12 protein-coding genes and 1 tRNA gene are annotated in these 12,561 nt (G+C 66.0%); 10 read left to right on the top strand and 3 right to left on the bottom strand.

Annotation, left to right across the window (positions count from 1 at the left end; all coding sequences use genetic code 11):
* Positions 1–232 precede the first annotated feature (232 nt).
* A tRNA-Leu gene (locus VEW47_17110) sits at positions 233–317 on the top strand.
* Between the two features lie 14 nt (positions 318–331).
* Here VEW47_17110 and VEW47_17105 read toward each other — a convergent pair.
* From VEW47_17105 to VEW47_17095, 3 genes are read right to left on the bottom strand one after another with little or no spacing between them, the layout of a single operon-like run.
* Positions 332–991, bottom strand: a complete 660-nt coding sequence (locus VEW47_17105; GenBank protein ID HYS06903.1) for a GAF domain-containing protein — start codon at positions 989–991, stop codon at positions 332–334.
* An 18-nt stretch (positions 992–1,009) separates the two neighbouring features.
* Positions 1,010–1,252 carry a carboxymuconolactone decarboxylase family protein gene (locus VEW47_17100; GenBank protein HYS06902.1) on the bottom strand — a complete coding sequence of 81 codons (243 nt, stop codon included), beginning with the start codon at positions 1,250–1,252 and terminating at the stop codon, positions 1,010–1,012.
* Between the two features lie 31 nt (positions 1,253–1,283).
* Positions 1,284–2,021, bottom strand: coding sequence for a PilZ domain-containing protein (locus tag VEW47_17095; GenBank protein HYS06901.1), 738 nt, complete (start codon positions 2,019–2,021; stop codon positions 1,284–1,286).
* Positions 2,022–2,147: 126 nt separating this feature from the next.
* Between VEW47_17095 and tig the strand changes: the two genes are divergently transcribed.
* The 9 genes from tig (at position 2,148) to prmC (ending at position 12,536) form a co-directional block, all read left to right on the top strand.
* Complete coding sequence (tig, locus tag VEW47_17090) at positions 2,148–3,434, top strand: trigger factor (GenBank protein HYS06900.1); 1,287 nt, start codon at positions 2,148–2,150, stop codon at positions 3,432–3,434.
* 6 nt (positions 3,435–3,440) lie between these two features.
* A complete protein-coding gene (clpP, locus tag VEW47_17085; GenBank protein HYS06899.1) occupies positions 3,441–4,025 on the top strand; it encodes an ATP-dependent Clp endopeptidase proteolytic subunit ClpP in 585 nt (194 codons plus the stop codon).
* Between the two features lie 48 nt (positions 4,026–4,073).
* The gene (gene clpX, locus VEW47_17080) at positions 4,074–5,312 is read left to right on the top strand and encodes an ATP-dependent Clp protease ATP-binding subunit ClpX (GenBank protein HYS06898.1); all 1,239 of its coding nucleotides are present in this window, start codon (positions 4,074–4,076) and stop codon (positions 5,310–5,312) included.
* Positions 5,313–7,727, top strand: coding sequence for an endopeptidase La (gene lon / locus VEW47_17075; protein ID HYS06897.1), 2,415 nt, complete (start codon positions 5,313–5,315; stop codon positions 7,725–7,727). It abuts the gene before it with no gap.
* A gap of 203 nt (positions 7,728–7,930) precedes the next feature.
* The gene (gene yihA, locus VEW47_17070; GenBank protein ID HYS06896.1) at positions 7,931–8,590 is read left to right on the top strand and encodes a ribosome biogenesis GTP-binding protein YihA/YsxC; all 660 of its coding nucleotides are present in this window, start codon (positions 7,931–7,933) and stop codon (positions 8,588–8,590) included.
* A gap of 233 nt (positions 8,591–8,823) precedes the next feature.
* Positions 8,824–10,077 (top strand): transcription termination factor Rho, encoded by a 1,254-nt coding sequence (gene rho, locus VEW47_17065; GenBank protein ID HYS06895.1) that lies wholly within the window; start codon positions 8,824–8,826, stop codon positions 10,075–10,077.
* 81 nt (positions 10,078–10,158) lie between these two features.
* Entirely contained in the window at positions 10,159–10,434 is a 276-nt protein-coding gene (gene rpmE / locus VEW47_17060) for a 50S ribosomal protein L31 (protein HYS06894.1), read from the top strand.
* Positions 10,435–10,605: 171 nt separating this feature from the next.
* The gene (prfA, locus tag VEW47_17055) at positions 10,606–11,670 is read left to right on the top strand and encodes a peptide chain release factor 1 (protein HYS06893.1); all 1,065 of its coding nucleotides are present in this window, start codon (positions 10,606–10,608) and stop codon (positions 11,668–11,670) included.
* Positions 11,667–12,536 carry a peptide chain release factor N(5)-glutamine methyltransferase gene (prmC, locus tag VEW47_17050; GenBank protein HYS06892.1) on the top strand — a complete coding sequence of 290 codons (870 nt, stop codon included), beginning with the start codon at positions 11,667–11,669 and terminating at the stop codon, positions 12,534–12,536. The genes prfA and prmC overlap by 4 nt, the downstream gene beginning before the upstream one ends.
* Positions 12,537–12,561: the final 25 nt, after the last annotated feature.

The raw sequence follows: 12,561 nt of genomic DNA, 5'->3' as shown, positions 1-12,561 counted from the left end.
TCTCCCTACGTGTCGTCTCTCTCGAACGTGACAGTGGGCGCAGCTTACGCGAGCCCAACGTGCGAGAACAAGGGTTGTGATGGCCCCGCCAGCTGTGGCCACCGCAAGGACTTCAAGTGCATCAACCCTGGCGCACCCACGCACTGCGTCACGGCTGCCTGCTAGACGTTTCGACGGCCGGGACGGTGGCACCGCCGTCCCGGCTCTCCTGCAAGTGCCCGTTCTCGATCTCGCGAAAGTGGCGGAACTGGCAGACGCGCCGGACTTAGGATCCGGTGGGGCAACCCATGAGGGTTCGAATCCCTCCTTTCGCACCAGTCCTCCCGAGCGCTCAGGTCAGCCGCGCGGCGAGGACCGTCGCGACACGCTCCACGAGAGGGCGGTCTTCTTCGTCGATGGCGGCGGGGCGATCGCCTTCCACCTCGATGACTCCCACGACCGCGCCGTCCACCAGCACCGGAACGACGAGAAGAGGACCGGCCACGCGGGTCACGCCGCTCTGGCCGGTCACGCCGGCGTCCCCCTCGCCCAGTCCTGGCGAAGTGGGCGGGGATGAGGCCCCGCGCCAGGCGCGCAGGACGAGACGGTCCTTGTCACGCTGGTAGATGCCGACCCGGATGTAGCGGCGCCCCTGGTGCAGGATGTCCGCCACGCGGTCGCAGAAATCCGCGACGGCGATCCCCACGGCCCCCGCCTCCTCGACGAGGCGCACGATCACGTCCGGGTCGGTGAGCGTAACCTCGACGTGCAGGGCGTTGTTGAACCTGTTGAAGTAGTTGAACAATCCGACGACGCAGGCGATCTCGACGACCTGCGCCTCGCTGAAATGACGGCGCACTTCCTGGTAGACCGGGTCGGGCACGTGCCCGGGGCCGTCGGTCATGGCGTCCGCGAACAGGAAGGCCGCCTTCTGTTCGGGGGGAAAAGGATGGCGGCCGGGGTCCTTCAATCCATCGAGAGCGGCGTCGCTGACTCCGAACTGCTTTGCCAAAGCAGTGTGGGACGCGAGTCAGTAGTCGCAGGAGTTGATCCGCGACACGCGGACCGCCAGCATCTCCTTCAGCGCCACGGGGACGGTGCCCGGTCCCATGACGGCCCGGAAGTGGGCTAGCATGGTGCTCAGGATCTCGGGACGGTGCGCCGCCGTCCGGAACATGTTCGGGATGTTGCCGCGCTCCCTGAGGAAGGTCTCGAAGAGCGACCGGATGTCCTCTCCGACCTGGTCGGGGCGCAGGCGGCTCAGGCGACCCACGGTTCCTCCATCTCTGACGCCCTCCAGAGTATCAGATGCGCCGGTCGATCAGGTCCTTGAGCCTCCCCCTCTCCGTCGCCGGCGGATCCGGGAACTGCACCCCCAGGAGGTTCTGCCCGTGGTCCATCGACTGCCGCGCCCTCAGGAGGACCGCGGGCAGCACCAGCGCGTCCTGACCCTCGGGATAGAGACGCAGCACGAGACGCCGGCCGGGGCCGGGCTTGAGCACCGACTCGATGAGCGCTCCGCCCTCGCCCAGGTCGCGCGTGTAGCCGAGGAACTCGCGGATCACCCGGCCGTAGGATACCGGCACGACCACCCGCCGGCGGGGATGTATCCGGAAGTGGATGCCGAGGTGGGACGCCAGACGGATCAGGAGGGCGGGAGGATCGACCGGGGAGACGAGATAGTCGTCGCAGCCGGCCTCCCGGCAGCGCCGGGCTGCGTCCGGCGGCCGCCCCGGTCCGACGACCAGGACCACGGGGGGATGATCGAGGGATCGCTTCAGGCCGCGGCAGATTTCGTCGGCCCGGAGGTCTCCGAGATCGAAGCCGAGCACCGCTGCCACCGCCCGCTCACGAGCCGCGAGATCGAGGACCTCCCGGCCGCTCGCGCCCGCCACGAGCACGAACTCGGACCGGGAAAGATAGCTCTCACCACGCAGGAGGTACCGCGCGACGTTCTCGGAGAAGACGATGGTCCTGTGGTGCGGATGGTCCACAGCGCCGATCATGTCCTGAAAGGTCTGGTGAAATCCGCGAACGGTCAACCGCCGGCCTTGTACCCGGGTTCCCTTCCTGCTATGATCCCATCTCTCGGTCGCACGTTGGGTTCCAACCCCGGGTCGATTCCCCAACACCTCAAGAACCCTGTCGGAGCGAGGTCTTTGGATCTGATGAAAGTGGTCGTCAACGAGCTGGAAGGATGCAAGCGGGGTCTCGAGGTCGAGGTTCCGAGCGAGCAGGTGGTGGAGGAGGTGGAGCGCTCCTTCAAGGAGTACTCGCGCCACGCCCGCGTCCCGGGCTTCCGCCAGGGAAAGATCCCGATCGACATCGTCCGCCGTCGCTTCGGAAAGGAAGTGCGGGACGAGGTGATCGGCCGGATGGTCCGCGAGCTCTCGCTCAAGGCGCTCGAGGAGAAGAAGCTCGAGCCGGTCACGGACCCGGTCCTGGACGAGGTGAACTACGAGGACGGCCGGCCGCTCACCTTCAAGGCCACCTTCGAGGTCCGGCCCGTCGTGTCGGTCTCGGACTACCACGGGATCCAGGTCGAGATTACGCGGCGCCAGGTCACGGATGAGATGATCGAGGCCTCCGTGCGCGAGCTCGCCGACCGGGCGGCCAAGCTCGATCTGGTCACGGACCGGCCGGCGCAGAAGGGGGACTTCATCGTCGGCACCCTGTCCTGCCGGTTCATCAAGGGGAAAGGGAAGAATCTGGCGGACGAGCCGCTGTTCCTGGAGGCCGGCGCGGAGAACAACCATCCCGACTTCAACGCGGCGATCCTGGGGACGCAGGCGGGCGATACCCGCTCGTTCGAGACCGCCTATCCGGACGAGGAGCGCGCCGGGTCGCTGCGCGGCGCCACCGTCGCGTACACGCTTTTAATCAAGGAAATCAAGAAGAAAGTCGTGCCGAATATCGATGACGAACTGGCCAAAGAGCTGGGCAATTTCCAGAGCCTGGCCGAGCTCAGGGAGCGGGTGAAGGGCGGGCTCGACAAGCGCGCCAGGGCCGCCGAGGATGCGGAAGCCAAGGACAAGATTCTGTCCTACCTCGTGGAACGACAGGCCATCGTCGTTCCATCGGCGATGGTGGAATCGGAGGTGGATCGACGCCTGGAGGCGATCGTCAGGGAGATGATCGCGGAGGGGAAGGACCCGTCGAAGGCGCAGGTCGACTGGCAGGAGGAGCGCGCCCGTCTGGTCCCCGCCGCCACGCAGGCCGTCCGCGCCATGCTGATCCTGGAGGCGATCGCGGTCCAGGAGGGGCTCGAAGCGACGGAAGATGACGTCAACAACTGGCTCCGGGACGAAGCGAAGCGGCATAACATTACTGTCAGCGCTCTGAAGGATCGTCTCGCGCAAAATGCGCGTCTGGCAGGGCTTAGGCGGCAGATCGTCAGGGAAAAGTCGCTTGACTTTGTGATGAATGGTGCTAATATTAGGCACGAGGTGAAGTAAATCCCCATGCCACTCGTTCCGATGGTGGTCGAGCAGACCAACCGGGGTGAGCGTGCGTACGATATCTACTCCCGGCTCCTGAAGGACAACATCGTTTTCATCGGGAGTGGAATCGACGACACCCTCAGCAACCTGGTGATCGCCCAGCTCCTGTACCTCGAAGCTGAAGACCCCGAGAAGGACATCTCTATCTACATCAACAGCCCCGGGGGCTCCGTCACCGCGGGTCTCGCCATCTACGACACGATGCAGTTCATCAGGCCCGACGTCTCGACGATCTGCATCGGCCAGGCCGCGAGCATGGCGGCGGTGCTCCTGGCCGCAGGCTCGCCGAAAAAGCGCTTTGCGCTGCCCAATTCACGCATCATTCTGCACCAGCCGATGGGCGATTTTTCGGGGCAGGCGACCGACGTCGACATTCATGCCAAGGAAATACTGCGAATCCGCGAGCGTCTGAACAACATCATAGCCCACCATACGGCGCTGCCGATGGAGCGGATCCAGCGCGACACGGATCGCGATTTCATCATGACGGCCAGCGCCGGCAAGGAGTACGGCATTATCGACCAGGTCATTTCCAAGCGCGAATAGCACGAGAATCCCAGGACACATTCAAGGGTCGGACCCAGGAGATCGGCAATGGCCGGCAAGCGTGGCGACGGCGAATCACTCCGGTGCAGTTTCTGCAACAAGGACCAGCGCGACGTCAAGAAGTTGATCGCCGGTCCGACCGTATACATCTGCGATGAGTGTGTCGATATCTGTCTCGACATCATCGCCGAGGAGCGCGAGCCGGACGAGCCTAAGGCCAAGGTGAAGCTGCCGAAGCCGGTCGAGATCCGCGAGTTCCTGGACGAATACGTGATCGGCCAGGACAAGGCCAAGAAGAAGCTGGCGGTGGCGGTCTACAACCACTACAAGAGGAACGAGCTGTCGAAGCGCCGCTCCGAGGTGGAGGTCCAGAAGAGCAACATCCTGCTCATCGGGCCGACGGGGACGGGCAAGACGCTCCTGGCGCAGACACTGGCGAAGCTCCTGAGCGTGCCGTTCGCCATCGTCGACGCGACGACCCTGACCGAGGCGGGATACGTCGGCGAGGACGTCGAGAACATCCTGCTGCGCCTTCTGCAGGCCGCGGGCAACGATCTCGAGAAGGCCAAGCGCGGCATCATCTATATAGACGAGGTCGACAAGATCAGCCGCAAGAGCGACTCGCCGTCGATCACCCGCGATGTCTCGGGCGAGGGCGTGCAGCAGGCGCTCCTGAAGATCCTGGAGGGAACGGTCGCCAACGTCCCGCCGCAGGGCGGGCGCAAGCACCCGCACCAGGACTTCATCCCGATGGACACGACCAACATTCTGTTCGTCTGCGGTGGCGCGTTCGTCGGTCTGGACGGCATCATCGAGCAGCGCATCGGCAAGAAGGCGATGGGCTTCAAGGCCGAGGTCAAGTCGAAGTCGCAGAAGAACGTGCAGGAGGTCCTCGAGCAGGTTCAGCCCGGCGACCTCATCAAGTACGGGCTCATCCCCGAGTTCGTCGGGCGGCTTCCCGTGATCGGCGTGCTCGGCGACCTCGACAAGGATGCGCTGGTGAAGATCCTGACCGAACCGCGCAACGCCTTGAGCAAGCAGTACCAGAAGATATTCGAGTACGAGAACGTCACGCTGACGTTCACACGGGACGCGCTCGAGGCGATCGCCGAGCAGAGCCTGCTCCGGAAGATCGGAGCACGCGGGCTGCGGCTGATTCTCGAGGACCTGATGCTCGACTTGATGTACCAGCTTCCGTCGCGCTCGGACATCACGGAGTGCGTGATCACGAAGGAAGTCGTCGAGAACAAGACCGCGCCCATCATCCTCATGGAGAAGGCAGGGTAGATGATCAACGGGATCGAGAACCGGGGCCTGAAAACGGAAGTTCTGCCGCTCGTTCCGCTGCGGGATGTCGTGGTGTTCCCCTACACGATGATCCCGTTCGTCGTGGGGCGCAAGTCCTCGCTCGTCGCCGTCGAAAAGGCGCTCCTGGGCGACAAGCGGATCTTCCTGGCCACGCAGCGCGACGCCAAGATCGACGACCCGAAGCCCGACGAGATCAACTTCATCGGCACCATCGCCAACATCGTCCAGAGCCTGAAGCTGCCGAACGGCAACATCAAGCTCCTGGTCGAGGGGGCCACGCGCGGCAAGGTCGTCGAGATCCGCGAGGACGACGGTTTCCTCGTGGCCACGCTCGAGCCGATCGAGGGGAAGGTCGAGCTGACCCCCGACATCGAGACCGAGATGGGCAAGGTGGTGTCGCTGTTCGAGAAGTACGTCAAGCTCTCGCCCAACCTCCCGTACGAGACGATGATCTCGACCATCCGCGTGTCCGAGCCGGGGAGGCTGACCGACACGATCGCGGCCCACGTGCAGGTCGGCATGGAGGACAAGCAGAACCTCCTCGAGACCTTCAACCCGGCCGAGCGGCTGACCATCCTGGCGAACCTGCTCGACGCCGAGATCGAGAAGCTGCGGGTCGATCGCCGCATCCACCAGCGCGTCAAGAAGCAGATGGAGAAGGCGCAGAAGGAGTACTACCTCAACGAGAAGATGAAAGCGATCCAGCAGGAGCTGGGCCGCAAGGACGACAAGCTGAACGAAGTCGAGGAGCTGAAGGAGAAGATCGCCGCCGCGAAGATGCCCAAGGAGGCGCTCGAGAAGGCGATGCAGGAGCTGAAGCGGCTCGAGGTCATGCCGCCGGTCAGCGCCGAGGCGACGGTGTCGCGCAACTACCTCGACTGGCTGATCTCGGTTCCGTGGCACAAGCGCAGCAAGGAGATCCGCGATCTCGACTTCGCCGAGAAGGTCCTGAACGAGGATCACTACGGCCTCGAGAAGATCAAGGAGCGCATCGTCGAGTTCCTGGCGGTGCGGCGCCTGGTGAAGCAGAAGCAGATGAAGGGCACGATCCTGTGCTTCGTCGGCCCGCCGGGCGTCGGCAAGACCTCGCTGGCCCAGTCGATCGCCCGGGCCACCGGCCGCAAGTTCGTCCGGGTGTCGCTGGGCGGCGTGCGCGACGAGGCGGAGATCCGGGGGCACCGGCGCACCTACATCGGCGCCTTCCCCGGCCAGGTCATCCAGATGATGAAGAAGGCCGCGATGAAGAACCCGGTGTTCCTGCTCGACGAGGTCGACAAGATGAGCATGGATTTCCGGGGCGACCCGTCGTCCGCCCTCCTCGAGGTCCTCGACCCCGAGCAGAACTCGACGTTCCTGGACCATTACCTCGACACCGAGTTCGACCTGTCGCAGGTGATGTTCATCTGCACGGCGAACATCACGCACCCGATCCCGCCGGCCCTGCGCGATCGCATGGAGATCCTGAGGCTGGCCGGGTACACGCTGTTCGAGAAGGTCAACATCGCGAAGCGCTTCCTCGTCCCGAAGCAGCTCAAGAACCACGGGCTGGAACCGAAGAAGTTCACCATCGAGGAAGAGGCGATCAGGGACATGATCGAGAAGTACACGCGCGAGGCCGGCGTCCGCAACCTGGAGCGCGAGCTCGCCTCGGTCTGCCGCAAGCTGGCGCGCCGCGTCGTCCGGGAGGGGGCCGAGTACACCTTCACCGTGAAGTCCGACCAGCTGACCGAGTTCCTGGGCATACCCCGCTACCGCCCGGCCACCAGCGACAAGAAGAGCGAAATCGGCATCGCCACCGGACTGGCCTGGACGGAGACCGGCGGCGAAATCCTGACGACCGAGGCGACGGTGATGAAGGGACGCGGCAAGCTGACCCTCACCGGCAAGCTGGGGGACGTCATGCAGGAGTCGGCGCAGGCGGCGCTGTCGTACATTCGGTCGCGCGCCGCGGTCCTGGGCCTCGACGAGGACTTCTACAGGAAGTACGACATCCACATCCACGTGCCCGAGGGGGCCATCCCCAAGGACGGCCCGTCCGCCGGCATCACCATGGCCACGGCCCTGGCGTCGCTCTTGACCAAGACGCCGACGCGCGGTGACGTCGCCATGACCGGAGAGATCACGCTGCGAGGAAAGGTCCTGCCGATAGGCGGCGTGAAGGAGAAGATCCTGGCGGCGCACCGTCTGGGAATCCGGACCATCATCCTGCCGCGTGACAACGAGAAGGACCTGGCGGACATTCCCGAGGACATCCAGAAGACCCTGGAATTCAAGCTCGTGGAGACCATGGACGAAGTGCTCCAGATTGCCCTGGAGCGCGGGGACCAGCCGGAGGTCGAAAAGGAGTATAATAAGGACCTCAACAAGGGCATCCCCGGCACGGTTGCTCATTAGGATCGTCCCGGCGCGTCCGTTCCTGCAAAATCCCTAGAGCGGCGCGTTGCAGTCCCGAAAGAGAGCCCGCGGGTCCGTCCCGCGGGATTTCCCCAGCATCACGGTCCGCCCTCGCCGTACCGCGCGGACGGGCCCACCGACGGACGGCGCCGCTAAGCGGCGCGCCTGCGGGTTGAATCCGAAGTCTTTTGACCCAACCGGACATGAAGATCACCGCCTGCCGTTTCCACGTCAGCGCCACGCGCCCGGAGGACTTTCCGCGCGACGGATGGGCTCAGATTGCCTTCATGGGCCGGTCGAACGTCGGCAAGTCGAGCCTGTTGAACCGGCTGCTGGGAGCGCGCGGCCTGGCCCGCACCAGCAAGGAGCCGGGACGCACGCGGGCGATCAACTTCTTCTCGGTGAACGAACGTCTGTACTTCGTCGATCTCCCGGGGTACGGCTATGCCAACGTCCCGGACGCGGTGCGCGTTCAGTGGAAGGGTCTCGTGGATGCCTACATGGCCGAGCCCGGGCGCCCCGACCTGGCGGTGCACCTTGTGGACAGCCGCCGCGAGCCGGCCGAGATGGACCGCGAGCTGTGCGACTGGCTGGGCGCCCTCGGCGTGCGCCGCGAGATCGTGCTGACCAAGATCGACAAGCTTTCCGGCAACGAGAAGACGCGCGCTCTGAAGGACGCAGCCCGCTGGCTCGGCCTTCCGGACGGCAGGACCCCCATCGCCGTGTCGGCGGCGACCGGGGACGGAGTACCCGCCCTGTGGCGGGTCATCGACGAAGTCTGTGAGAACGAGACACTCCGCGCGGCGCAGAGCGACAGGCTCCGCGGCCGCGCGGTCATTCAAGGAGGAAGGACCATCCCGTGAACGGAGACAAAATGGAACGTGAAGTGAAGCCACCCCGTGAAGGAAGACCCCCGCGGCAGGGGGGAGGCCGCGAAGGCGGCCGCCCGCCTCGCCGCCCGACCGCCGACGCCGAGACCCCCGTGGCGCCGGCCGTCGCCACCAACGGCGGTGCCGAACCGCCTGAGGCGGCCGTCATCGCCGAGGACGAGGCGGAGCGGATCGACGCCCCGCCCGCCGAGCTCTCCGGCGAGAAGCTGGACATCCGCACCCTCAAGGAGAAGTCGATCGCCGAGCTGACCGGCATTGCCAAGGCGCTCGACGTCCCGAACGCCACGGCCCTGCGCAAGCAGGAGCTCATCTTCGAGATCCTGCGGGCCCAGACCGAGCGGTCCGGACTGATCTTCGCCGAGGGGGTCCTCGAGACCCTGCCGGACGGCTTCGGCTTCCTGCGGGCGCCCGAGTACAACTACCTGCCCGGGCCGGACGACATCTACGTGTCGCCGTCGCAGATCCGCAAGTTCGACCTGCACACCGGCGACACGATCTCGGGCCAGGTCAGGCCGCCCAAGGAGGGGGAGCGCTACTTCGCCCTCATCAAGGTCGAGGCGGTCAACTTCGAGCACCCCGACCAGGCGCGCGAGAAGATCTTCTTCGACAACCTCACGCCGCTGTACCCGAACCAGAGGATCAAGCTCGAGACCACGCGCGAGAACGCCTCGTCACGCGTCCTCGATATCCTCTGCCCGATCGGCAAGGGACAGCGCGGCCTGATCGTGGCCGCGCCGCGCACCGGCAAGACGATGCTGCTGCAGGCGATCGCCAACAGCGTCACGCAGAACCATCCCGAGGTCATCCTGATCGTCCTGCTCATCGACGAGCGGCCGGAAGAGGTGACCGACATGCAGCGCTCGGTCAACGGCGAGGTCATCTCTTCGACGTTCGACGAGCCGGCCACCCGCCACGTGCAGGTCGCCGAGATGGTCATCGAGAAGGCCAAGCGCCTGGTCGAGCACAAGAAGGACGTCGTCATCCTGCTCGACTCGATCACCCGCCTGGCCCGCGCCTACAACACCATCGTGCCGCCGTCGGGCAAGGTGCTGTCGGGCGGTGTCGACGCCAACGCCCTGCAGCGCCCGAAGCGCTTCTTCGGCGCGGCGCGCAACGTCGAGGAGGGAGGGTCGCTCACGATCATCGCGACGGCCCTCATCGAGACCGGCAGCCGCATGGACGACGTCATCTTCGAGGAGTTCAAGGGAACCGGCAACATGGAGATCCACCTCGACCGGAAGCTCGCCGACCGCCGGATCTACCCGTCCATCGAGATCACCCGCTCCGGGACGCGCAAGGAAGAGCTGCTCCTCGCCAAGCTCGAGCTGGACCGCTCCTGGGTCCTGCGCAAGGTCCTGAACTCCCTGTCGCCCGTCGAGGCCATGGAGCTCCTGATCGAGAGGATGCAGAAGACCAAGAACAACGAGGAGTTCCTGTCCTCCATGAGCAACATGGGGTAGGTCCGGTTGGGTCACCAAGAACACTTGGCGCCGGCGCCCCGATGCGTCTATAATGCGCACTTCCAGCAGAGGAGTCGTCACATGAAGAACGGGATCCATCCCGTCTACAAGATCGTCACCGTCACCTGCGCGTGCGGAGAGACCTTCACGACCCGCTCGACGAAGGACGACATGCGCCTCGAGATCTGCGCCAAGTGCCACCCCTTCTTCACCGGCAAGCAGAAGCTGATCGACTCGGCGGGCCGTGTCGAGCGGTTCGAGAAGCGCTACAAGAACGTCCCGAAGGGGGGCGCGCCGGCCACCTCGAAAGACAAGGCCGCCTCTCCCGCAGGCAAGGGCCCGGCCACCGGCGCGTAGCGCCGGCCGGCGCCGCAAGGCCCGGTCCCGATCCCGGCGCCGCATCGCCCCATGACATCGTTGAGTCCAGGACTGGCATCCGGACACAGGTCCCCGGGACCGGCGCGCGTGCGCCGAGTCCCGCTGAGTGTGGCGCCCCGCGCGCCGCGGTGATAGATTCTCGACATGGAAATCCTCGATCGTCTGAAGAGTCTCGAAGAGAAATTCGACTCGCTCGCAAGGCAGATGAGCGATCCGGGACTCGTGTCCGATCAGGACCGCTACCGGCAGGTCACCAAGGCCTACCGCGAGCTCGAGAGGACCATCACCAAGTACGGGGACTACAAGAACGTGGCGCGCCAGATCCAGGAGTCGCAGGCCCTGATGCAGGACGAGGAGATGCGCGCCATGGCGCGCGAGGAGCTGCAGTCGCTCGAGCAGCGCCGCGAGACGCTCCTGGCCGAGCTGCGCGCGCTGCTCCTGCCGAAGGATCCGAACGACGAGAAGAACGTCATCCTCGAGATCCGGGCCGGCACCGGCGGCGAGGAGGCGTCGCTGTTCGCCTCCGAGCTGTTCCGCATGTACAGCCGCTACGCCGAGCGACGGGGCTGGCAGGTCGAGGTCCTGAACCTGAGCCAGAGCGGTCTCGGCGGTGTCAAGGAGGTCATCGCCCTGATCAACGGCAGACAGGTGTACAGCCGTCTGAAGCACGAGAGCGGCGTGCACCGGGTGCAGCGGGTCCCGGCGACCGAGTCCTCCGGACGCATCCACACCTCGACCGCCACGGTGGCGGTCCTGCCGGAGGCCGACGACGTGCAGATCGAGGTCAACGAGAAGGACCTGCGCGTCGACACGTTCTGCGCCACGGGTCCCGGCGGCCAGGGGGTCAACACGACCTACTCGGCGATCCGCATCACACACCTGCCGACGGGCACGGTGGTGCAATGCCAGGACGAGCGCTCGCAGCACAAGAACAAGGCGCGCGCCATGAAGGTGCTGCGCTCGCGCCTACTGGACCTCGAGATCCAGAAGCAGAAGGACGCCATCGCCAAGGACCGCCGCAGCCAGGTCGGCACCGGCGAGCGCTCCGAGAAGATCAGGACCTACAACTTCCCGCAGAACCGCCTGACCGATCACCGGGTCAATGTCACCATCCACCGCCTGCCCGAGATCATGGAAGGGGACCTCGATTCGCTCATCGAGCCGATCGTCGCGCATTACCAGGCGGAGGCGCTGAAGGAGGAGGTGCGGGTCTGAAGAGGGCCACCGCCTCGTCGCTGGCCGCCGAGGGGAGGGCCAGTCTGGAGGCGGCCGGAGTTCCCGACCCCGCGCGCGACGCCGAAGTCCTCCTGGCCCACCTCCTCGGTCTCGACGCCGCGCGACTGCACGCCCACCCCGAGCTGTCTGTCGAGCCCGCGCTGGCGGCCCGCTACCGCTCCCAGATCGCCCGGCGGGCGGCGCGCGAGCCGCTGCAGTACCTGACCGGCGTGCAGGAGTTCTGGTCGCTCGCGTTCAAGGTCGCACCGGCCGTCCTGATCCCGCGCCCCGAGACCGAGGGGATCGTCGAAGCGTTTCTCCGCCTGAACCGCTCGCCCGAGCCGGTCGTGCTCGACATCGGCACCGGCAGCGGCTGTCTCGCCGTGGCGGTCGCCCGCGAGGTCCCCGGCGCCCGCGTCCACGCCAGCGACGTCTCGGAGGAGGCGTTGCGGGTCGCGCGCGACAATGCCCTCGCCCACGGCGTCGCGGCGCGCATCCGGTTCGCCGCCGGTGATCTCCTCCTGCCGCACCGCGGGACAGGCCTGGAGGGGGCGGTCGATTTCATCCTGTCCAACCCACCGTATCTGAGCGACGACGACCTCACGCGGTCGCCGCCCGAGGTGCGGAATTTCGAGCCGCGCGCCGCCCTCGCCGCCGGTCCGGACGGCCTGGTCTGCCATCGCCGTCTGGCGCGGGAGGCCGGCGTGTTCCTGAAGGCCGGCGGCCACCTGATCGTCGAGATCGGTCTCGGCCAGGAGGCCGCCCTGCGCGACCTGTACGCCGGACAGGACCGTCTCCAGGTCGTCGCCATCGAGCCCGACCTCGCCGGCATTCCGCGCGTCGCGATCATCCGGGCGCGGTCGTAGGGGCCCCAGTCCCGGCGCGGTATAC

The sequence above is a fragment of the Candidatus Dormiibacterota bacterium genome (genome assembly GCA_035635555.1).
Lineage (GTDB): Bacteria > Acidobacteriota > Polarisedimenticolia > Gp22-AA2 > Gp22-AA2 > Gp22-AA3.
This window is presented reverse-complemented; position numbering and strand designations above follow the sequence as displayed.